At 72.7% G+C, this 20374-nt stretch carries 21 protein-coding genes; 6 read left to right on the forward strand and 15 right to left on the reverse strand.

The genetic code is table 11. The annotated features are described in order from the left end of the window. Positions 1 to 11 precede the first annotated feature (11 nt). The 6 genes from H9L09_RS02385 to H9L09_RS02410 form a co-directional block, all read right to left on the reverse strand. Positions 12 to 389 (reverse strand): cytidine deaminase, encoded by a 378-nt coding sequence (locus H9L09_RS02385; protein ID WP_187579181.1) that lies wholly within the window; start codon positions 387 to 389, stop codon positions 12 to 14. Further along, complete coding sequence (locus tag H9L09_RS02390) at positions 340 to 1734, reverse strand: hemolysin family protein (protein ID WP_187579182.1); 1395 nt, start codon at positions 1732 to 1734, stop codon at positions 340 to 342. Before H9L09_RS02390 ends, H9L09_RS02385 begins: the two co-directional genes overlap by 50 nt. After that, positions 1731 to 2252 (reverse strand): rRNA maturation RNase YbeY, encoded by a 522-nt coding sequence (ybeY, locus tag H9L09_RS02395; RefSeq protein WP_187579183.1) that lies wholly within the window; start codon positions 2250 to 2252, stop codon positions 1731 to 1733. The genes H9L09_RS02390 and ybeY overlap by 4 nt, the downstream gene beginning before the upstream one ends. Before the next feature lie 120 nt (positions 2253 to 2372). Then, entirely contained in the window at positions 2373 to 3383 is a 1011-nt protein-coding gene (locus H9L09_RS02400) for a PhoH family protein (protein WP_187579184.1), read from the reverse strand. Positions 3384 to 3507: 124 nt separating this feature from the next. Further along, positions 3508 to 4743 (reverse strand): hypothetical protein, encoded by a 1236-nt coding sequence (locus tag H9L09_RS02405; protein ID WP_223164184.1) that lies wholly within the window; start codon positions 4741 to 4743, stop codon positions 3508 to 3510. A gap of 7 nt (positions 4744 to 4750) precedes the next feature. After that, the gene (locus H9L09_RS02410; protein ID WP_187579185.1) at positions 4751 to 5101 is read right to left on the reverse strand and encodes a histidine triad nucleotide-binding protein; all 351 of its coding nucleotides are present in this window, start codon (positions 5099 to 5101) and stop codon (positions 4751 to 4753) included. 113 nt (positions 5102 to 5214) lie between these two features. On the opposite strand from H9L09_RS02410, the gene H9L09_RS02415 reads away from it, so the two are divergent. The 3 genes from H9L09_RS02415 to H9L09_RS02425 all read left to right on the forward strand — a co-directional run bounded on the left by H9L09_RS02415 (position 5215) and on the right by H9L09_RS02425 (position 7581). Continuing rightward, a complete protein-coding gene (locus H9L09_RS02415; protein ID WP_187579186.1) occupies positions 5215 to 5727 on the forward strand; it encodes a SigE family RNA polymerase sigma factor in 513 nt (170 codons plus the stop codon). Then, the gene (locus H9L09_RS02420) at positions 5724 to 6857 is read left to right on the forward strand and encodes a Gmad2 immunoglobulin-like domain-containing protein (RefSeq protein WP_187579187.1); all 1134 of its coding nucleotides are present in this window, start codon (positions 5724 to 5726) and stop codon (positions 6855 to 6857) included. The genes H9L09_RS02415 and H9L09_RS02420 overlap by 4 nt, the downstream gene beginning before the upstream one ends. Before the next feature lie 73 nt (positions 6858 to 6930). After that, positions 6931 to 7581 carry an NADPH-dependent F420 reductase gene (locus H9L09_RS02425; protein WP_187579188.1) on the forward strand — a complete coding sequence of 217 codons (651 nt, stop codon included), beginning with the start codon at positions 6931 to 6933 and terminating at the stop codon, positions 7579 to 7581. Positions 7582 to 7602: 21 nt separating this feature from the next. On the opposite strand, the gene H9L09_RS02430 is transcribed toward H9L09_RS02425, so the two are convergent. From H9L09_RS02430 to hrcA, 3 genes are read right to left on the reverse strand one after another with little or no spacing between them, the layout of a single operon-like run. Continuing rightward, entirely contained in the window at positions 7603 to 8340 is a 738-nt protein-coding gene (locus H9L09_RS02430; protein ID WP_187579189.1) for a 16S rRNA (uracil(1498)-N(3))-methyltransferase, read from the reverse strand. Then, positions 8340 to 9542: a molecular chaperone DnaJ gene (gene dnaJ / locus H9L09_RS02435; protein ID WP_187579190.1), complete on the reverse strand. Its 1203-nt coding sequence runs from the start codon at positions 9540 to 9542 to the stop codon at positions 8340 to 8342. The genes H9L09_RS02430 and dnaJ overlap by 1 nt, the downstream gene beginning before the upstream one ends. Positions 9543 to 9562: 20 nt before the next feature. Further along, positions 9563 to 10582, reverse strand: a complete 1020-nt coding sequence (gene hrcA / locus H9L09_RS02440; RefSeq protein ID WP_187579191.1) for a heat-inducible transcriptional repressor HrcA — start codon at positions 10580 to 10582, stop codon at positions 9563 to 9565. A gap of 117 nt (positions 10583 to 10699) precedes the next feature. On the opposite strand from hrcA, the gene H9L09_RS02445 reads away from it, so the two are divergent. Next, the gene (locus tag H9L09_RS02445; RefSeq protein WP_187579192.1) at positions 10700 to 11581 is read left to right on the forward strand and encodes an MBL fold metallo-hydrolase; all 882 of its coding nucleotides are present in this window, start codon (positions 10700 to 10702) and stop codon (positions 11579 to 11581) included. A 28-nt stretch (positions 11582 to 11609) separates the two neighbouring features. Here H9L09_RS02445 and H9L09_RS02450 read toward each other — a convergent pair whose 3' ends face one another. Beyond that, a complete protein-coding gene (locus H9L09_RS02450; RefSeq protein ID WP_187579193.1) occupies positions 11610 to 12098 on the reverse strand; it encodes a DUF1707 SHOCT-like domain-containing protein in 489 nt (162 codons plus the stop codon). Continuing rightward, positions 12095 to 12889, reverse strand: a complete 795-nt coding sequence (locus H9L09_RS02455; protein WP_223164185.1) for a PadR family transcriptional regulator — start codon at positions 12887 to 12889, stop codon at positions 12095 to 12097. Before H9L09_RS02455 ends, H9L09_RS02450 begins: the two co-directional genes overlap by 4 nt. A gap of 76 nt (positions 12890 to 12965) precedes the next feature. On the opposite strand from H9L09_RS02455, the gene H9L09_RS02460 reads away from it, so the two are divergent. Further along, a complete protein-coding gene (locus H9L09_RS02460) occupies positions 12966 to 13820 on the forward strand; it encodes a DUF3097 domain-containing protein (protein WP_187579194.1) in 855 nt (284 codons plus the stop codon). Then, on the forward strand, positions 13817 to 14278 hold the full coding sequence (locus tag H9L09_RS02465; RefSeq protein ID WP_246456217.1) for a DUF4870 domain-containing protein: 462 nt from the start codon (positions 13817 to 13819) through the stop codon (positions 14276 to 14278). Before H9L09_RS02460 ends, H9L09_RS02465 begins: the two co-directional genes overlap by 4 nt. On the opposite strand, the gene hemW is transcribed toward H9L09_RS02465, so the two are convergent. From hemW to H9L09_RS02485, 4 genes are all read right to left on the reverse strand, one after another. Beyond that, positions 14271 to 15515: a radical SAM family heme chaperone HemW gene (gene hemW, locus H9L09_RS02470; protein WP_187579195.1), complete on the reverse strand. Its 1245-nt coding sequence runs from the start codon at positions 15513 to 15515 to the stop codon at positions 14271 to 14273. The two genes, H9L09_RS02465 and hemW, sit on opposite strands and share 8 nt — an antisense overlap. Positions 15516 to 15558: 43 nt before the next feature. Further along, positions 15559 to 17382 carry an AMP-dependent synthetase/ligase gene (locus tag H9L09_RS02475; RefSeq protein WP_223164186.1) on the reverse strand — a complete coding sequence of 608 codons (1824 nt, stop codon included), beginning with the start codon at positions 17380 to 17382 and terminating at the stop codon, positions 15559 to 15561. 159 nt (positions 17383 to 17541) lie between these two features. Then, the gene (locus H9L09_RS02480; protein WP_187579196.1) at positions 17542 to 18207 is read right to left on the reverse strand and encodes an MOSC domain-containing protein; all 666 of its coding nucleotides are present in this window, start codon (positions 18205 to 18207) and stop codon (positions 17542 to 17544) included. A gap of 57 nt (positions 18208 to 18264) precedes the next feature. Next, a complete protein-coding gene (locus H9L09_RS02485) occupies positions 18265 to 20241 on the reverse strand; it encodes an LTA synthase family protein (RefSeq protein WP_187579197.1) in 1977 nt (658 codons plus the stop codon). Between the last annotated feature and the right edge of the window lie 133 nt (positions 20242 to 20374).

Raw genomic sequence — 20374 nt, forward strand, 5'->3', positions numbered from 1 at the left:
CCGCAAACCGCTCAGGAGCGCACGGAGCCGACGACGGTGCCGTCCGGGGCGACGAGGTGGACCGGTACGCCGGCGCCGGCGAAGTCCCGCACCGCGCAGAGGTCCTGCTCCGCCACCGCCGACGCGTCGCCGAGCACCAGCACCGCCTCCAGCCCACGGGCTCCCGATGCCACGGCCATCGCGACCGCGACCTGCACCGCGCTGAGCCGCAGCGACGGGAGGTCGACCGTGGCCGCGGCGTAGGTGCGCCCGTCCAGGTCGCGCACCCCGGCGCCCTGCTCCGCCGAGGTCCGGGCGCGGGTGGCCCGGGCCAGCGTCACCAGCTTGAGGTCCTCGGGGTCAGTGAGCCCGGTGGTTGTGGGCTGCTCGCTCGCCGGGTTGGTCGCCATGAGGCTCAGCGTAGAGCTCCTGCTGCTCGCCGTTCTCGTCGGGCACGAGCCGGGTCAGGCGTACGGCGTTGATCCGGTTGCGCCGGCCGGAGGGCGCCTCCGCCTCGAGTCGCAGCCCATCGACCTCGACCACCGAGCCGGCGATCGGCACCCGGCCGAGGTGCTTGGCCATCAGCCCGCCGACGGTGTCGACGTCGTCGTCCTCGATGGCCACCCCGCACACGTCGTGCAGGTCGTCGACCGGGTAGCGCGAGCTGACCCGGGTGCTGCCGTCGGCCAGGTGCTCCACCTCGACGTGGGCGATGTCGTACTCGTCGGTGATCTCCCCGACGATCTCCTCGAGGACGTCCTCGATGGTGACCAGCCCCGCGGTGCCGCCGTACTCGTCGACGACGACCGCCACGTGCTTGCGCTCGGCCTGCATCTCGCGCAGCAGGGCGTCGACGGGCTTGGAGTCCGGGACGTACATCACCGGCCGCATCACCGACTCCACCCGCTCGGTCTGCTCCGCCTCGTGGCGGTCGAAGACGCGGCGGGTGAGGTCCTTGAGGTAGGCGAAGCCGACGATGTCGTCGAGGTTCTCCCCGATGACCGGGATCCGGGAGTAGCCGCTGCGCAGCGCCAGCGACATCGCCTGTCGCAGCGTCTTGTTGCGCTCGATGAAGACCACGTCGGTGCGCGGCACCATCACCTCGCGCACGATCGTGTCGCCGAGCTCGAAGACGGAGTGGATCATCTCGCGCTCGCCGGACTCGATCACGCTCGACGCCTCGGCGAGGTCAACGAGCTCCCGCAGCTCGGCCTCGGAGGCGAACGGCCCCTCGCTGAAGCCGCGGCCGGGGGTGATCGCGTTGCCGACCAGGATCAGCAGCCGGGTCAGCGGACCGAGGACGGTGGCCAGCGCCGCCAGCGGTCCGCTGGAGAGCAGGGCCACCCGCTCGGAGTGCTGACGCCCGACAGTGCGCGGGGAGACCCCGATCACCACGAACGAGACCACCAGCGAGATCCCGAGCGCGGCGAGCATCGCCAGCCAGCGGCCGCTCGTGGTCTCCGGGCCGGACTCGGCGCCGCCGCGCTGCACGATCAGGTCGAGCATCACGACGGTGACCATCACGATCGCGGCGATCTCGCAGAGCATGCGCAGCAGCAGCGCGGTGTTGAGGTAGCGCGGCAGGTCCTCGACGATCACCAGCAGCCGGCGCGAGCCGGGCCGGCCCTGAGCGCCGATCTCCTCGGCGCGGGCCTTCGAGAACGACGACAGCGCGGCGTCGGCGCTGCTGAACAGCCCGGCGACGAGGACCAGCACGCCGGCCAGCACCAGCAGCCAGACGTCGACGGCGCTCACCGCTCACCGTCCGGGACGTCGCCCGGCAGCTCCTCGCCGGTGCGGGCGGCCTGCCACTCGGCGAGCAGCCGGGCCTGGAGGCCGAACATCTCCGCGTGCTCCTCGGGCTCGGCGTGGTCGTAGCCGAGCAGGTGCAGGATGCCGTGCACCGTCAGCAGGTCGACCTCGTCGTCGGTGGAGTAGCCGGGCTGCCCCTTGCCGCGGGCCTCGTCCGCCTGCCGGGCGGCGACGGTGTGGCAGAGCACCAGGTCGCCGAGGACACCCTCCTCGGGGTCCTCGTTGACCAGCCCCGGGCGCAGCTCGTCCATCGGGAAGGCCAGGACGTCGGTCGGGCCGTCCTTGCCCATCCAGCGCCCGTTGAGCTCGGCGATGGTGGGCTCGTCGACCAGCTTGAGGCACAGCTCGGCCTGCGGGTGCACCCGCATCCGGTCCATGACGAACCGGGCCAGCCGGGCCAGCTCGGCCAACCGGTCGGGGTCGACGTCGGCGCCGGACTCGTCGAGGATCTCGATGCTCACCGGGTGCTCGTCGGCAGGCTCGATCGGGTCTTGCTGCGGCTCGGGTGGGGGCTCACTGGGACTCACTGGGGCTCACTGGGGGACTCGCTCGGGTCGGGGGTGGGTCGGCCGCTCGACGCGTCACCGGGTGGCGCGCGGGCGCCGGTCCGGCTCGGCCGGCTCCTGGCGCTGCGCCTCGAAGGCGTCGTACGCCGCGACGATGTGCCCGACCAGCCGGTGGCGCACGACGTCGTGGCTGGTCAGCCGGTTGAACGAGACGTCCTCGATCCCGTCGAGGATGCCCTCGACGATCCGCAGGCCGCTCTTGGTGCCCGAGGGGAGGTCGACCTGCGTGACGTCGCCGGTGACCACCATCTTGGAGCCGAAGCCGAGGCGGGTCAGGAACATCTTCATCTGCTCCGGCGAGGTGTTCTGCGCCTCGTCGAGGATGATGAACGCGTCGTTGAGGGTCCGGCCGCGCATGTAGGCCAACGGCGCCACCTCGATGGTCCCGGCGGCCAGCAGCTTGGGGATCGTCTCGGGGTCGAGCATGTCGTGGAGCGCGTCGTACAACGGGCGCAGGTAGGGGTCGATCTTCTCGCTGAGCGTGCCCGGCAGGAACCCGAGCCGCTCCCCCGCCTCGACGGCCGGCCGGGTCAGGATGATCCGGTTGACGTTCTTGTTCTGCAGCGCCTGCACCGCCTTGGCCATGGCCAGGTAGGTCTTGCCGGTGCCGGCCGGGCCGATGCCGAACACGATCGTGTGCTTGTCGATCGCGTCGACGTAGCGCTTCTGGTTCAGCGTCTTGGGACGGATCGTGCGGCCCCGGTTGGACAGGATGTTCAGGCTCAGCACGTCGGCGGGCCGCTCGTGGGTCTCTGTGCGGAGGATGCCGATGGCGCGCTCGACGGTCTCGGGAGTGATCCCCTGACCGGTGCGGATGATCGTCACGAGCTCGTCGAGGAGCCGCTCGACGAGGGCGACCTCCGCGGACTCGCCGCGCAGGGTGACCTCGTTGCCGCGGACGTGGATGTCGGCCTTGAAGGCCTTCTCGATGAGGTCGAGGTGCTCGTCGCCCGGTCCGAGCAGCGACACCATCGGGACGCTGGCCGGCACGACGACGGTGTGCTGGGGTGTGTCGATCTCTGTCATAGGTGGCGGTGCGGCCGCCCTCCTGTCATGGATGCACGCGCTGACGTCCTCATGCTACGGGAGCCGCCCCCATCGCGCCTCAGGTGTTTCCCGACGAGCGGAGCCTCCACGTCGCGAGACCCGCTCACGGCCGGGTGACCATCAGCAGGCCGAGGCACATCTCGTCGGTGGTCCCCTCGCCCCAGACCACCCAGCGTTCCGGCTGGCCCTCGAAGGCGGGCAGCAGGTCGCGCAGGCCCTGGTCGTGCTCGCAGGTGACCCGCACCGTGTCGCCCGCGCGCAACCGGACCGGGTCGATCGTCGTGGCGCCCTGGTCGTCGAAGTTCCACACCGGGATGTCGAGGACCGTCCGGGCCCGGGGCGTGCCCGGGTCCACCTCGATGGTGATCCGGCGCCCGAGCAGGTGCATGTGGCCCGCGACCGCGCGGATCGTGGCCGGACGAGACAGCTCGCGGTCGCAGCTCTGCCGCGGCCCGGGCGCGGCGGACCCGCAGAGCAGGTGCAGGTAGTCGGCGAGCCGACCGGCCTGGCCGAACCGCCGCGTCACGTCCCGGACGGCCTTGTCCCGGTCGCACAGCGGGCTCGAGCCGTGCCCCGGCCGGCACGGCAGCTCCACCGGCGCGGGCAGCAGCACCGTCTGCAGCCGGGCGAGGCCGGCCTCCGACGGCGCGAGACGGAGCCGGACGGCGCTCACGTCGGGCCGGGTCCCGGCCAGCAGGTTGTAGTGCACCTGCATGACCACCCGCGAGCCCTCCTGCAGCGGGATCCCGACGTCGTCGGCCATCACGGACTCGCCGCTGCCCGGGGCCCAGGCACCGATCCACGGCGCGTCGTCGAGCGAGGCACCGTCGTCGAGCCCGGAGCCGCCGAAGCAGGTCCAGCCGGGACCGTCCTCTCCCGCGTCCCGCGCCTCCGCGGCCGCGACCGAGCCCGGCGGGACCCGGAACAGGATCACGTGGTGCACCTGGTCGGGACTGCCGGGGAGCACGTCGGTCCCGGTGAGGAACGCGTCCCGGTCGAGCCGCGGGTCGAGCAGGAAGCAGCGGTAGTCGTCGGTGCCGGTGCCGTAGGGCGCGCTCGGGGTGTACGCCGCCGGCATCGCCAGCCGGTCGAACCGCTCCCCCGGCCGGAGGTCCTGCTGCCCGGCCCGGGCGCCGTCGCCCCCGCCGGCCGCTGCGCTGCCGGCCGGCTCGGGGCCGTCGCCGGACACGGTCGCGTCCGGGGCACCCCGGCCGGCGGGAGGCGCGGACGGCGTACCGCCGCAGGAAGCCAGCAGCAGCGCCGCCGCCACGATTCCGACCCAGCCGACCCGGCCGAGCCGACCGGTGGCCGGTCGCGCCGACGAGGACACCCCGGTCACGGCCCGCTCACCCCGGCGGCCACGTCATCGGCCGGCCGCCGAGGACGTGCAGGTGCGCGTGGAAGACCGTCTGGTGGGCGGCCGCGCCGGTGTTGAAGACCAGCCGGTAGCCCTCCAGCCCGTCCAGCTCGGCCACCGCGGCGGCTGCCCGGGTGAGCTCGAGGAAGGTCTCCGGCTCGGCCTCGACCAGCTCGGCGGCGTTCTCGTAGTGGCTGCGCGGCACCACCAGGACGTGCGTCGGCGCCTGCGGCGCGACGTCGCGGAAGGCCAGCGTCGTCTTCGTCTCGTGCACCACCGTCGCCGGGATCTCCCCGGCGACGATCTTGCAGAACAGGCAGTCGCTCGGTGCGGTCGGCATGTCGTCAGGGTAGTCGCGGCTCCGGCGCGTCCCGCGGTAAACCGAAGGTCCGGCCCGCGCGTGCAACTAGCGTGACCATGGACCTGCTCCTGCGACCTCGACCTGGGGGTGCGATGACGACCGCCCGTCCCACCTGGGACGCCGACACGGCCGTCGAGGAGCTGTACGCCGGGCACTACCGCCAGCTGGTCCGCCTCTCGGTGCTGCTGGTCCGCGACCGGGAGACCGCCGAGGAGGTCGTCCAGGACGCCTTCGTGGCGATGCACGGCCGCTGGCGCTCGCTGCGGGAGCCGGACAAGGCGCTGGCCTACCTGCGCCAGGCCGTGGTGAACAGGTCCCGCTCGGTGCTGCGCCGCCGGGTGGTCGCGTCCCGCTACGTCCCGCCGGTGCGGCCGGACGGCTCGGGCGCGGACGCCGACGTGCTGGTCGCCGAGCGCCGGACCGAGGTCCTCGACGCGCTCCGGGCGCTCCCGGACCGGCAGCGCGAGGTGCTCGCGCTGCGCTACTACCTCGACCTGAGCGAGGCGCAGATCGCCGAGACCCTCGGGATCAGCCGCGGCGCGGTCAAGAGCCACGCCTCCCGCGGCGCCGCCGCGCTGCGCCCCCTGCTGAAGGACCTGCCATGACCTCCCCTCCCGACGACCGGCCCGACCAGCCCGATCAGCCCGACGACCAGCCCGAGGACCGGCTCCACGAGCTGTTCGAGAGCGCCGTCGCCGACGTCGAGCCGCGTCACGGCCTCGACGCCATCCAGTCCCGAACGAAGGTGACCCACATGTCCGCACGCCCCTGGTACCTCGGTGCCGCCGCAGCCGTCGTCGCGACCGCCGCCACGATCGTCGCGGTCACCGTGATCGGCAACGACGGGGGTACGCCGTCGTCCGGGCCGGCCCCGGCCGGCAGCGCATCGGTCTCGGTCAGCCCGAGCGAGCCGACCCGCGAGGCCTCCGCCTCGCCCGCCGTCCCCTCGGTGGAGCCGTCCCCGTCGGCCTCTCAGAGCGCCGAGCAGCCGGGCGGCACCGTCGCGGTCCCGGTCTACTACCTCGGGGAGACCGGCCGCGGACCCCGGCTCTACCGCGAGTTCCATCCCGGCTCGGCGACCGACGCCCTGCAGGCGGCGCTCGACCAGGCGGTCGGCCAGGCTCCCGAGGACCCGGACTACTTCACCCCGTGGCCGAGCGGCACCACGGTCGACGGTTCCTTCGACGGCACCGGCGCCGACGGCGAGATCGCCATCACGGTGACCAGCCCCACCGGCACCTCGCTGCACGACCGGCCGACCGGCATGGATGCGCAGACCGCCGAGATGGCGGTGCAGCAGCTCGTCTACACCGCCCAGGCCGCCGTGGGGGGCACGAACCCGGTGCAGTTCCTCCTCGACGGCAGCCGCACCGACACGCTGCTCGGGGTGCCGGTCTCCGAGCCGCTGGCTCGCGGCGAGGCGACCTCGACCCTGGCGCTGGTCTGGATTATCGCTCCGGAGCAGGGCGCGCAGGTCTCCAGCCCGTTCACCGTCAAGGGCATCGGCGCCTTCTTCGAGGCCAACGTCACCTGGAAGCTCCTCGCCGCCGACACCGGCAAGGTGGTGAAGTCCGGCTTCGCGATGGCCGAGGAGTGCTGCCGGATGGCGCCGTACTCGTTCCAGGTCTCGGCGCCGCCGGGCGACTACACGCTGCTGGTGAGCGACGAGGACGCCTCGGGCGGCGAGGGCCCGCAGCCGTTCCAGGACACCAAGCAGGTCACGATCACCCGGTGACCGGGGCGACCCGGGGCGACCCGGTCCCGGTCCACCGAGGAATAGCCGGACCGCTCCCCCGGGTTGTCGCCCCATGACCACCATCGGACTCATCGGCGCAGGGAACATCGGCACGGCGGTCGCGGAGCTCGCCGTCAAGAACGGCTTCGACGTCGTGCTCAGCAACTCCCGCGGCCCGGACACGCTCACCGACCTCGTCTCCCGCCTCGGCGAGCACGCCCGGGCCGGCACGGTGCAGGAGGCGGCGGCCCAGGGTGACCTCGTCGTCGTGACCATCCCGCTGCACGCCTACCGGGACGTGCCGGTCGAGCCGCTCGCCGGCAAGATCGTCATCGACACCAACAACTACTACCCCGAGCGCGACGGCCGCATCGACCGGCTCGAGGACGGCTCCGCGACCTCCTCCGAGCTGCTCCAGGAGCACCTGCCGACCTCGCGGGTCGTCAAGGCGTTCAACCACATCATGGCCTCGCACCTCTCCTCCCAGGACCAGCCGGCCGGCACCCCGGACCGCCGCGCACTCGCGATCGCCGGCGACGACCCGGACGCGAAGAAGATGGTCACGGAGCTGCTCGACACGCTCGGCTACGACACCGTCGACGCCGGCACCCTGGCCGAGAGCTGGCGCTTCGAGCCGGACACCCCCGGCTACGGCCCGCGGCTGGACCGCGCCGGCATGGAGTCGGCCCTCGCCTCGGCAGCACGGCGGCCCGCGGCCTCCTGAGCCACCCGGAGGTTCCGGGGCTCAGCGCCAGCGGGTCCGGGCCAGCAGCGCCGCGGTGGCGGCCACCCCGGCCGTGGAGGTGCGCAGCACCGAGGAGCCGAGGCGCACCGCCTCGGCTCCGACCGCGGCGAACGCGGCGAGCTCGTCCTCGGTGATCCCGCCCTCGGGTCCGACCACGATGACGATCTCGCCGCGGCCGGGCACCGGCAGGTCCGCCAGCGGACCCGAGGCCGCCTCGTGCAGCACCACCGGCACCGAGGCGTGCCGCAGCAGCTCGACGACCTCCTCGGTGCCGACCATCTCGGAGACGTCGGGGAACCACGGCCGACGGGCCTGCTTCGCGGCCTCGCGGGCCGTCGAGCGCCACTTCGCCAGCGATTTGACCACCCGGTCCCCGCGCCAGACCGCGACCGACCGGGCGGCGGCCCACGGCACGATCAGGTCGACGCCCACCTCGGTGAGCATCTCGACCGCCAGCTCGCCCCGGTCACCCTTGGGGATGGCCTGCACGACCACGACCCGCGGCAGCTCGGGCTCGGTCCAGGTGGAGGAGTCGACGGTGGCGGTCAGGGCCGCCTTCGCGGTCGAGGTCACGGTGGCCACCACCGTCGTACCCGCCCCGTCGGTCAGCGCCAGCTGCTCACCGACCCGGAGCCTCTTCACGACGACCGCGTGCCGGCCCTCGTCCCCGTCGAGCTCGACCCGGTCGCTCTCGACGAGGCCGGCGACCCCCTGGTGGTGGAAGAACGGCAGGCTCATCAGCGCGGGCCGAAGGCCTCTCGCAGCCGGTCGAACATCGAGCGTGAGTGGCCGGCCGTGTGCAGGTGACCGTCGGGCGACTCCTCGCCGCGCAGCCCGGCCAGCTCGCGCAGCAGCTCCTGCTGCCGGTCGTCGAGCCGGGTGGGCGTCTCGACGACGACCTTGACCACGATGTCGCCGCGGCCGGTGCCGCGCAGCGACGGGACGCCGTGCCCGCCGAGCACCATCTCGGTCCCCGACTGCGTGCCGGGCTTGATCTCGACGGTGACCGCGGTCTCCAGGTCGCTGCCGGACTCCTCGCTGTCGGCGTCGACGAGGTCCGCCTCGAGCAGCGGCAGGTCGATCGTCGTGCCGAGCGCCGCGGCGGTCATCGGCACCGTCACCGTGCAGAGCAGGTCCGAGCCGTGCCGCACGAAGACCGGGTGCTCGCTGACGTGGATCTCGACGTACAGATCGCCCGCCGGGCCGCCACCGGGTCCGACCTCGCCCTGCCCGGAGAGCTGGACCCGGGTGCCGGTGTCGACGCCGGCCGGGATCTTCACCGTCAGCGTGCGACGCGAGCGGACCCGGCCGTCGCCGGAGCACTCGCGGCACGGCTCGGGGATGATCGAGCCGTAGCCGCGGCAGGCCGCGCACGGCCGCATCGTCCGGATCTCGCCGAGGAACGAGCGCTGCACGTGGATGGTCTCGCCCCGGCCGCCGCAGGTCTCGCAGGTGGTGGGCGAGGAGCCGGGCGCGGCGCCGCTGCCGCTGCACAACGGGCAGAGCACCGCGGTGTCGACCTTGAGCTCGCGGGTGGTGCCGAACGCCGCGCCGGCGAGGTCGACCTCGAGCCGGATCAGCGCGTCCTGGCCGCGGCGGGTGCGCGGCCGGGGACCGCGACCGCCGCCCGCGGCGCCGGCTCCCCCGCCGCCGCCGAAGAACGCGTCCATGATATCGGTGAACGAGAACCCCGCGCCGGCACCGGCGAAGCCGCCGGCTCCGCCGCTGAACGGGTCACCACCGAGGTCGTACATCCGCCGCTTCTCCGGGTCGGAGAGCACCTCGTAGGCGCGCGTCACGTCCTTGAAGCGCTCCTGGGTCTCCGGGTCCGGGTTCACGTCGGGGTGCAGCTGGCGGGCCAGCTTGCGGTACGCCTTCTTGATGGAGTCCCCGTCGGCATCACGGGAGACGCCGAGGGTCTCGTAGAGGTCACTCGACATGCTGTGGGGTTCCCTGCTTCCTATTCGTCGAGGATCCGGCTGACGTAGCGCGCCACCGCGCGCACCGCCGCCATCGTTCCGGGGTAGTCCATGCGGGTCGGTCCCACGATGCCGAGCGCGGCCAGCGCCTCGTCCCCGGGTCCGTAGCCGGTGGCGACCACGGAGGTCGTCGCGAGCTCCTGGTAGGGACCCTCGTGACCGATCCGGACGGTCACCGTGGAGGACGAGGTGGCCTCGCCGAGCAGCTTGAGCAGCACGACGTGCTCCTCGAGCGCCTCGAGCATCGGCTTGATGCTGTGGTCGAAGCCGTCGCCGAACCGGGCCAGGTTGGCGGTGCCGCCGACGGCGACCCGCTGGTCCGAGCGGTGGTCCGACATCGCCTCCACCAGCGAGGCGACCAGCGCCGCCACCGGTGCCCGGCTGCCCCGCTCGAACTCCTCCGGCAGCTGCACGAGCTTGTCGGAGGCGTCGGCCAGCCGCTCCCCGATCACCGCGCGGTTCAGCCGCGTGCGGAGGTCGGCGACATCGTCGTCGGCGAGCGCCGCGGGGAGCTCGACCACCCGCTGCTCCACCCGGCCGGTGGACAGGATCAGCACCAGCAGCAGCCGGGTGCCGGTCAGCGGCACGACCTCGACGTGGCGGACCGTCGAGCGCGAGAGCGTGGGGTACTGCACCACCGCGACCTGGCGGGTCAGCTGGGCCAGCAACCGGACGCTTCGCTGCACGACGTCGTCGAGGTCGATCGCACCCTCGAGCAGCGTCGCGATCGCCCGCTTCTCAGCAGCCGAGAGCGGCTTGACCGCGCTGAGCCGGTCCACGAACAGCCGGTAGCCCTTGTCGGTCGGGATCCGGCCGGCGCTGGTGTGCGGCTGGGTGATGAACCCCTCCTCCTCCAGCGCGGCCATGTCGTTGCGGACGGTGGCCGGGCTGACGCCGAGCTGGTGGCGGTCCACCAGCGCCTTGGAGCCGACCGGCTCCTGGGTGGACACGTAGTCCTCGACGATGGCCCGGAGCACGGCGAGCTTGCGGTCCTCGACCATCTCCCCACCTCCTCCGGACTCGTCTGGCACTCACCTGATTCGAGTGCCAATGCTACCCGCAGTGCGGTGAGGGGCCGACTCGCCGCCACCCGGGGCGCAGGGCCTAGCGTGGGCCTCATGCGCGACATCACCCCGGAAGCCGGTCTCGTCGAGGTGGCCGACCGCTGCTGGGTCGCCCGCCTCGCCTTCCTCGACGTCAACGTCGGCCTGGTCGGCGGCGAGCGCGGCCTGCTCGTGGTCGACACCTCGCCCTCCGAGGCCGCCGCCCGGCGGCTGGTCGAGGAGGTGCGCCGGCTCGGGGCCGGCGACGTGGTGGCCGTGGTCGACACCCACCACCACTTCGACCACACCTTCGGCAACGTCGTGCTCTCCGAGGAGTACGGCGGCCCGCCGATCCTGGCCCACGACTCTGTCCCCGCCGACCTCGCCGACGCCGGGGTCCGGCTGCAGGCGGAGGCGGCCGCCGACCCCTCCGTGCCGGAGCACGCCGATGTCGCCACGGCACGGCTGCTGGCCCCCACCGTCACCTTCAGCTCGGCCAAGGTCGTCGACCTCGGGGACCGGCTGGTGGAGCTGATCCACCCCGGTCGCGGCCACACCGCCGGCGACGTGGTGGTGCGGGTCGGGGACGCCGACCTGATGTTCGCCGGCGACCTCGTCGAGGAGTCGGCGATCCGCAGCGGGGTGCCCGGCTACGGCGAGGACTCGTTCCCGATGGAGTGGCCGGCCACCCTCGACCTGATGATCAGCATGCTCACCCCCGGCTCCGTAGTGGTCCCCGGTCACGGGGCGCCGGTGGACCGGGACTTCGTCTCCGAGCAGCGCAGCGCGATCGGCGTGGTCGCCGAGACGATCCGGGACCTCGCCGGCCGCGGGATCTCGGTGGACCAGGCGCTGGCCTCGGCCGAGTGGCCCTACCCGGCCGAGTGGCTCGGCGCCGCCGTACGCCGGGGGTATGCGCACCTGCCGCGCTCCGCGCGCTCGCTGCCGCTGATCTGAGCGGCCGCCCGTGGGGTAGTGCGGAGGGTCAGCGGCTGAGCTGGCCGGGGCCCCAGCCGCCGTGACCCTGGCCCCAGCCGCTGCGGCGTTGCGCGGCCCGGCGCTGACGGTGGAAGGACCTGCTCATCCACCACAGCCCGCCCATGATCAGCAGGACCGGCCCCACGTGGCCGAGGACGATCGCCAGCGCGAGCCCGATCAGCAGCAGCGGGAGCAGCGGCAGCCGGAACCCTCGCGGCGCAGGGGCGCTCCGGGCCGACTGTGCCTGGAGCGCGGCGGCGGTGACCGCCGCGGCCGCCACCCGGGTCCGCTGCGGCGCGAACGGGTGCGGGGCCGGTAGGTCGGCGAACAGGGGCCGCAGCGCCGAGACCGTGCGAGCGGTCCAGGCGATCGCGGCCCGCTCGTCGTACTCCTCCTTGTCCAGCCGGCCGGCGGCGTAGTGCTCGCCGAGCGCCGAGATCGCCGCCTCGCGCTCGGCGTCGCCGATCCGCAGGTCCGGGCTCGACCAGCCGCTCACCGTGGGTCTCCGTCCGCGAGCAGGTGGTAGAGCCGGCGGCGGGTGTCGCCGAGGATCTCCGCGGCCTCGGCCTGCTGCTGCCGGGTGCCGGAGACCACGACCTGCCAGACCGCGCTCATCACCTGGCCGATCACCGGCTTGAGGTCGTGCGACTCCGAGGCGTCGGGCGCCGACGGCTCGTCGAACGCGCGCCAGGTCGCGGCCAGCTCCTCGGGGTGCTCCTCGACGTAGGCGTGGCCGGCGTCGGTGAGCGTGAGCAGCCGTCGACCCTCCTGCTCGACCCCCACGACCAGCCCCTCGTCCTCGAGCTGCTGCACGGTCGGGTAGACCGAGCCGGGGCTCGGCTTCCACGCACCGCCGCTGCGCTCGGCGATCTGCTGGATCACCTGGTAGCCGTTCATCGGCTCGACCGCGAGCACGTCGAGGATGGCGGCGCGCACGTCTCCACGCCGGGCCCTCGGCGCCTTCGTGGCGCTCATCCCGGACTGTGCGAGGCCGAGCAGGCCGTGCAGCCACGGCGGCGGTCCCGAGCCCCACGGCCCCGACCCCCACGGGGTGCTGCCCCGGCCGTACGAACCCCGCCCGCCGCGCGGGCCGGAGCCCTTCTCACCTGCGCGCGGGTCGTCCCACGGCATGTCCCACGAACCGCTTCCCATCGGGCACTCCTCCACGTCGATGCCGGCACCGGTCCCGCCCCTGCGGTCGACCGGCGACATCTCGACGATATATCGCGACCGGTCGTTGATCCAGTGCCCGGAGGGGTCATCCGGGTCGCCGCGAGTCGCCCGCACCGGGAGGTTGCGCACACCTGGACGGCCCCCGGCGTTTCGACCGCCGCGCGCCCCCGGGGCGGCATACGGTTCCCGGATGGCTGATCGCTACGGCTCCGACGTCCTCAACACCGACTGGCGCGCCCCCAAGCGCGGGCGCGCCGTGGAGATCGAGGCCGACAAGGGCCTCGTCGTCGAGGAGGTCACCACCGACTGGTGCGGGGAGATCGTCGCGGTCGAGCGCGACATCATGACCGTCACCCTGGAGGACCGCCGCGGCAGGCGGCGGACCTTCCCGCTCGGCGCCGGGTTCCTGCTCGAGGGCGTGCCGGTCATCCTCTGCCCGCCGACCCGCAAGGGCCCGGCCGCCAAGACCCGCACCGCCTCGGGCTCGGTCGCGGTGCCCGGCACCACCGCCCGCGTCGCGCGCGCCAGCCGGATCTTCGTGGAGGGTCGCCACGACGCGGAGCTGGTCGAGAAGGTGTGGGGCGACGACCTCCGGGTGGAGGGTGTGGTCGTGGAGTACCTCGACGGGGTCGACGACCTCTCCGAGCACCTGCGCGACTTCCGGCCCGGACCCGAGCGGCGCGTCGGGGTGCTGGTCGACCACCTGGTGCCGGGCTCCAAGGAGAGCCGGATCGCCCAGGCCGTCGCGAAGAGCCCGGTCGGCAAGCACGTGCTGATCGTCGGGCATCCCTACGTCGACGTGTGGGCTGCGGTGAAGCCGGAGCGGCTGAACCTGGAGAAGTGGCCCACGATCCCCCGCAACATGGAGTGGAAGAAGGGTGTCTGCCAGTCGCTGGGGTGGCCGCACCGGGACCAGGCCGACATCGCCCGCGCCTGGAAGCACATCCTGGGCCGTGTTTCGTCGTACGCCGATCTCGAGCCGCCGCTGCTCGGTAGGGTGGAGGAGCTGATCGACTTCGTCACCGCAGGTCAGGAGGCCTCATGAGCAGCTCACCCGGCCCACCGGTCCCGCCCCCGGACGACCAGCCCCAGCAGCCCGCGCCGTCCGGCTACGGACAGGCCCCGCCGCCCGGCTACGGAGTGGTGATGTCGCCGTCCGAGGAGCGCAACTGGGCGCTCGCGGCCCATGTCGGGTCGTTCGTGGCGGCCTGGTTCGCGTTCGGTTTCATCGCGCCGCTGATCGTGCTGCTCGTCAAGGGCAAGGACTCGGCGTACGTCCGGCGGCACTCCGTCGAGTCGCTGAACTTCCAGCTCTCGGTGCTGATCTACGCCGCGGCCGCCACCCTGCTGACCCTGGTCACCTTGGGGATCGCGGCGATCGTGGTGGTGCCGGTGGCCATCGTCGCCGCCATCGGGTACGTCGTCGTGGTCGTGCTGGCCTCGATCCGCGCCGCGAACGGCGAGGACTACCGCTACCCGCTGACCCTGCGGCTGGTCAGCTGAGCAGGTCCCGCACGACCGCGTCCGCCAGCAGCCGGCCGGTCAGGGTGAGCACCACCCGGTCCCCCACGAGGGCATCGGACTCGACGAGGCCCCGCTCCACCAGCGGCCCGAGCGCCGCGCGGCCGGCGTCGTCCAGGACCGCCACCGGCAGACCGGCCCGCAGCCGGGTCTCGAGCAGCACCCGCTCCACGCGGCGGGTCTCCTGGTCGAGCACCTCGCGCGCCTGGGCGGGGCTGGCGCCGGCTCCGATCCGCGCCGCGTAGGCGGCCGGGTGCCGGACGTTCCACCAGCGCACCCCGCCGACGTGCGAGTGCGCGCCGGGCCCGGCACCCCACCAGTGCGCCCCGGTCCAGTACTGCAGGTTGTGCCGGCAGGCGGAGGCGTCGTCGCGGGCCCAGTTCGACACCTCGTACCACCGCAGCCCGGCCGCCTCCAGCGCGGCGTCGGTGGCGAGGTACTTGTCTGCCTGGTCGTCGTCGTCGGGCCCCTGCCCGCCCGGCAGCTCGCCGCGCCGGATCCGGCGGGCCAGCGCGGTGCCCTCCTCGACGATCAGCGCGTACGCCGACAGGTGGTCGGGCTCGCACGCCAGCGCGGCGTCCAGCGAGACCTGCCAGTCCGCGGCCGACTCCCCCGGCGTGCCGTAGATCAGGTCGAGGCTCAGCTGCTCGAAGCCGGCCTCCCGCGCCCAGCGCACCGCCTGCGGCACCCGTGCCGGGTCATGGGTCCGGTCGAGCACCTCGAGCACGTGCGGCACCGCCGACTGCATCCCCAGCGAGATCCGGTTGATCCCGCCGGCGCGGAGCCGTTCCAGCGACGCCGGGTCGACGCTGTCGGGGTTGGCCTCGGTGGTCACCTCCGCGTCGGCCACGAGCCCGAACTCGTCCCGGATCGCCGCGACCACGCGGGTGAGGTCCTCCGCCGGCAGCAGCGTCGGCGTACCTCCGCCGAAGAAGACCGTCTGCACGGGCAGGTCACGCTCGCCGAGCACGCGGCGCGCCTGGCGCACCTCGGCGACCACCGCGTCGGCGTACGTCGCCCGGGAGGCCCCGGGCAGGTCGCCGAGCTCGTCGGCGGTGTAGGTGTTGAAGTCGCAGTAGCCGCAGCGCACCCTGCAGAACGGCACGTGCACGTAGAACCCGAGCTCCGCCCGACCGGCGCCGTCGATCTCGGCGACCGCCACCGCGGGCAGGGAGCCGTCGGCAGGCGCAGAGGTCCCCTCGGGCAACGCGGACGGCATGCCCCGATGGTGTCACGCACCCGGGCGGCGGCCGCTCCCGGGCTCAGGCGTAGAGCGCCGCGATGTGCTCCTTGTAGTTGTCCTCGACGACGTTGCGCTTGACCTTCATCGACGGGGTCAGCTCGCCGGACTCGACGGTGAGGTCGTGGTCGAGGAGCTCCCACCTCTTGATGCTCTCCCACCGGTTCAACGTCGCGTTGAGCTGCTCGACGTAGTCGGCGACCATCTCCCGGGCCTTGTCGGAGGCGACGACCTCGGAGTAGGAGGCGCCCGGCATCCCGTTTTCCTCGGCCCAGCCGGTCATCGTGTCCGGGTCGAGGGTGACCAGCGCGACGCAGTAGTTGTGCTCGCTCCCGAAGACCAGGAACTGGCTGGCGTAGGGGCAGACCGCCTTGAACTTGGACTCGATCGCGGACGGCGCGATGTACTTGCCGCCCGAGGTCTTGAACAGGTCCTTGATCCGGCCGGTGATGCTGAGGTAGCCGTCGGCGTCGAGGCTTCCCTTGTCACCGGTGCGCAGCCAGCCGTCGTCGGTGAGCGTCGAGGCGGTCTCCTCGGGGAGGTTGTGGTAGCCGTCCATCACGCCGGGACCCTTGATCAGCACCTCGTCGTTGTCGCCGAGCTTCACCTCGCTGCCGGGCATCACCGGCCCGACGCTGCCGAAGCGGTAGTCGTCCGGGCGGTTGACGAAGGAGCCGGCCGAGGTCTCGGTGAGCCCGTAGCCCTCGAGGATGACGATGCCGGCGGCGTGGAACCACTCGGCGATGTCACGGTTGAGGGCTGCCGCCCCGGAGATGAAGAACCGGACCCGTCCACCGAACCGCTCGCGGATCTTGCTGTAGACGAGCCTGTCGAACAGCGCGTGCTGGGCGTTGAGCAGGAACGGCACCGGCTTGCCCTCCCGCTTGCGCCGGTCGACCTCGAGGCCCACCTTGAACGCCTGGTCGAAGATCTTCTCCTTCAGGCCGCCCTCGGAGGCCTGCATGGTGACGATCCGGTTGTGCGCCTTCTCGAAGATCCGCGGCGCCGCGCCCATGAACGTCGGGCGGACCACGGCCAGGTTGTCGATGATCTTGTCGACCCGGCCGTCGACCGCGGTCGGGAAGCCGATGGCGAGCTGGGTGGACAGCAGCACCTTGCCGAACGAGTGCGCCATCGGCAGCCAGAGGAACTGCAGGTCCTCCTCGCTGAGGATGTCCATCGCCTGGATGGCCGCCCCCTCGTAGGTCCACGAGCTGTGCCGCAGCCGGACGCCCTTGGGGCGGCCTGTGGTCCCCGAGGTGTAGATCAGGGTGGCCAGCGCGTCGGGCTGGATCTTGGCGATCGCCTGGTCGACGGCGGAGGGGTCCCGCTCGAGCAGCTCGGCGCCCATCTGCTCGAGGTCGGCGAGGCTGATCACCCAGTCCCCGTCGCCGGACCCGTCGAGCACCACGACCTTGGCCAGGTGCGGCAGCTCGGCCTTGTGCTCGCGCAGCTTGACGAGCTGCTCCTCGTCCTCGGCGAACACCACCCGGCACTCGGAGTCGGCGAGGATGTAGCAGACGTCCTCGGAGATGGTGCTCGGGTAGACCGTCGTCGTCGCCGCCCCGGCGCACATGATCGCCAGGTCGGCCAGGATCCACTCGAACCGGGTGCCGGAGGCGATGCCGACCCGTTGCTCGGGCTCGATGCCGAGGGCGATCAGCCCGGCGGCCAGCCGGTCGACCCGCGCCCCGGTCTCGGCCCAGGTCACCGACTCCCAGGTCTCACCGACCGGGTAGCGGTAGGCCTCCAGGTCCGCGCTGTCCCGGACCCGCTCGCGGAACTGGACGGCGACGTTGGGGGGCCGGTTCTCGACGTAGGAGAGGTCATAGGTCACGGCGGCCACGGGCGATCGACTCCCTGCAGTAGCCACGCGGAGGGACCCGCGTCGGCATGAGTTGTCTGGTCATGAACAAACCTAGAACACCTGACTTACCCGTGGGTAGCAGAACCCCAAAGAGGCCGCCGATCCAACCGGGCTGTCCGGTTCCGGCGCGTCCGGCCCTCAGACCGACGCCGGGGCCGGCGAGCTCTTCGCGACGTACGCCGCCGCCTCCCGCAGGGCCATCGGGTCGATGTCGCCGAGGTCGAGCAGCAGCGGCAGCAGCGACCGCTCGGTCGTCAGCGCCCGGAACATCAGGGCCACGCTCACGCCGTGCCCGGGCCGGTGCTCCACCACCACGGGGTCGCCGGTCCGCAAGGACCCGGGCTCCAGCACCCGCAGGTAGGCACCGGGCCGGCCCTCGGCGGCGAACCGCTTGACCCAGCCGCGGGCGGGGAACCCGTTGACGGCCATCCACTGCTGGAAGGTCCAGCACGGGATCCGCACCGCGGTCACCTCGAGCAGCGTCGGGCCGATCCGCCACCTCTCCCCCACCAGCGCCTCGCTGACGTCGATGCCGGCGGTGGTGAGGTTCTCCCCGAAGAGCCCCGGGCGGACGGTGGAGCCGAGCCGCCCGGACCACAGGTCCAGGTCCTCCTGGGCATAGGCGTAGACCGCCTGGTAGGCACCACCGTGGTACTTGGTGTCGGCCACCTCGTCCGAGCCGAGTCCCAGCGGTCCGACCTGCGCCGAGGCCACCACGTGCTTGTCGATGGCGCTGGTGACGTCGAGACCCTCAACGACCCGGGGCCGCCCGACGTTGACCGACACCACGCGCGCACTGTGCATGAGCGGATTCTCCCCGACCGGAGCGCGCCAAGCACCTGGTTTGCCGGGACCGACCGCTCAGCGACCGACGACCGGGGCCACCTGGGTGCCCCCGGAGGGCCGGCCGCCGGTGCCGAGCATCCCGTCCAGGCTGTAGCGCTTGCCGGCCGCGAGGTCGTACTGCACCATCCGGTAGTCCCGCAGGACCCGGGCCGCGGCGGCCTCCAGGCCGTCCTCCCCCACCAGGCCATGCCCGGGCACCGCGTAGTCGCCGACCTCCATCGCGGTGATCTGCTCGTGCAGCCGGGTCAGCAGCGCGTAGTACGGCGTCACCGGGGCGCCGGCGGCCTCGTAGAGCATCGGCAGGAAGAAGATCGGGCTGGTGAGTGCGTCCGGGCCGACCTGCCGCAGCGGGAAGTTCGCCCACAGGAAGTACGGCGTCGAGTGCATGCCGAGCTCGCCGGTCCGGTCCTGGATGCGTTGCGGCCAGAACGGCGGCTGGTGGTCGCCGTAGAAGATCACCGCGGTCTTCTCCGAGGAGCCGCGAAGCCCCGTCAGGAAGTCGCGCAGCGCGTCGTCGGAGTGGCGGAGGCCGCGCAGGTAGCCCGCGGCGTTCTCCTCGGCCTTGCCGTCGATGCCGTGCACCGGGATCGGGTCGTCGTAGATCGCCCGGCTCGGGTAGTGGTTCTGCATCGTCACGAGGTTCACCAGCAGCGGCTTGTCGTGGCGGGCGATCTGGTAGTCGACCTCGTCGAACGCCGAGGCGTCGGAGATCTTGCCGCTGTGGTCGATGGTCTCCTCGTGCTGCAGCTCGCCCTTGGAGACGAAGTCCTCGAAGCCCAGGATCGGGTAGACCGTGGAGCGGCGGTACATCTGCGTGGTGAACGGGTGGATCGCGATCGCGTCATGGCCGCGGTCCTCGAGCATCCGCACCGCGGACGGGAAGGTGTCGTAGTGCGGCACCAGCATCTGGTAGGGGCTGGCCATCTGCGGCGCGAACTGGGACATCGACATCCCGGTGAGCGCCTCGAACTCCATGTTCGCCGTCCCGCCCCCGAACATCTGCGCGAGCATCCGCCCCGAGGGGTTCTGCTCCATCACCTGACGTGTGTAGGGAATCGGATCGCCCTCGAAGCGGATGCCTTTCACCTGGGTCGGGTCGCTGAAGGACTCGCTGAGCACCACGACGATGTTGACGTCGTCCAGGGCGCCGGAGCGGCGGGCGTTGATCTGCTCGGCCGCCCCGTCGTAGCGGCGGACCAGGTCGTCCATCGCGGCCGCGGAGTAGCCCCGCGGCATCTTCATCGGCGGGACCCCGAGGTTGTAGAGCACTCCGCCGACGAAGCCGTTGCGCTCGTAGTTGGCCCGCTGGTTCCAGAACGCCCACTGCGCGCCGCCCGCGTCGTAGGCCGCACGGATCTCGTTGCCGGGCCGGTTGAAGTGCGCGGCGTAGTCGAGGAAGGAGAGCGAGAGGGCCAGCACGACCACCCGGACGACCACCGTGGCCGCCCAGCGGCGGCGGTCGGTGCGGGGGCCCGGTCGCGGCCGGCGGCGGGCCAGCCGGCGTACCCCCCACGCGGTCGCGGCGCCGAGGGCCAGCACGGTGAGCCCCAGCACCACGAGGTCGGTGGTGCCCACCATCTCGGTCAGGAAGCCGACCTGGGACAGGTAGGCGACGTCGGAGGGCAGGAGCGGCTCGAGTCGCAGGCCGAGCTTCATGTGGTTGGCGAACCCGAGGACCGCGGTCGCCAGCACCAGCACCCCGATCGCCACGGTCAGCCGGCCCGCGAGCGCCCAGACCGCGAGAATCATCGCCCAGATCACCGCGCTGCCCAGCAGGGTGACCACCGGGACCCTCAGCAGGTCGCGGTCGACGAGCGCCCCCACGTCACCGTCGAGCTGGACGAGGTCCAGCACCAGGTAGGCGAGGACCGCCGCCAGCATGCTGGTCAGCACCGGCGCAGCGGCGCGCAGCCCGGCCAGCCCCGCGCGGGCCGTCCGGGTGGACGCGCGGCGGAGCCGGGGAGCGTGCGGGAGCCGCACCTGCACGTTCACTGCGAGGTTCCTGCCGGTCGGGTGGAGTTCGGGCGCCGTTCACCTCGACGGTACCCAGGACTGGCCGCTCGATCCGGCGGATCACGTAACGACCTGCTCACACTGCGACCGCATCCCATGCCCTCTGGCCGCG

The organism is Nocardioides mesophilus (assembly GCF_014395785.1).
Classification (GTDB): Bacteria; Actinomycetota; Actinomycetes; order Propionibacteriales; family Nocardioidaceae; genus Nocardioides_B; species Nocardioides_B mesophilus.

Coding starts and splice junctions, on each gene's coding strand:
- H9L09_RS02420 (WP_187579187.1), top strand. CDS start 5,724: ATGACCTCCCCTCCCGACGACCGGCCCGACCAGCCCGATCAGCCCGAC.
- H9L09_RS02400 (WP_187579184.1), bottom strand. CDS start 3,383: ATGACAGAGATCGACACACCCCAGCACACCGTCGTCGTGCCGGCCAGC.
- H9L09_RS02425 (WP_187579188.1), top strand. CDS start 6,931: ATGACCACCATCGGACTCATCGGCGCAGGGAACATCGGCACGGCGGTC.
- H9L09_RS02465 (WP_246456217.1), top strand. CDS start 13,817: ATGAGCAGCTCACCCGGCCCACCGGTCCCGCCCCCGGACGACCAGCCC.
- H9L09_RS02460 (WP_187579194.1), top strand. CDS start 12,966: ATGGCTGATCGCTACGGCTCCGACGTCCTCAACACCGACTGGCGCGCC.
- H9L09_RS02415 (WP_187579186.1), top strand. CDS start 5,215: ATGACGACCGCCCGTCCCACCTGGGACGCCGACACGGCCGTCGAGGAG.
- hrcA (WP_187579191.1), bottom strand. CDS start 10,582: ATGGTCGAGGACCGCAAGCTCGCCGTGCTCCGGGCCATCGTCGAGGAC.
- H9L09_RS02385 (WP_187579181.1), bottom strand. CDS start 389: ATGGCGACCAACCCGGCGAGCGAGCAGCCCACAACCACCGGGCTCACT.
- hemW (WP_187579195.1), bottom strand. CDS start 15,515: ATGCCGTCCGCGTTGCCCGAGGGGACCTCTGCGCCTGCCGACGGCTCC.
- H9L09_RS02480 (WP_187579196.1), bottom strand. CDS start 18,207: ATGCACAGTGCGCGCGTGGTGTCGGTCAACGTCGGGCGGCCCCGGGTC.
- H9L09_RS02410 (WP_187579185.1), bottom strand. CDS start 5,101: ATGCCGACCGCACCGAGCGACTGCCTGTTCTGCAAGATCGTCGCCGGG.
- H9L09_RS02445 (WP_187579192.1), top strand. CDS start 10,700: ATGCGCGACATCACCCCGGAAGCCGGTCTCGTCGAGGTGGCCGACCGC.
- H9L09_RS02430 (WP_187579189.1), bottom strand. CDS start 8,340: ATGAGCCTGCCGTTCTTCCACCACCAGGGGGTCGCCGGCCTCGTCGAG.
- dnaJ (WP_187579190.1), bottom strand. CDS start 9,542: ATGTCGAGTGACCTCTACGAGACCCTCGGCGTCTCCCGTGATGCCGAC.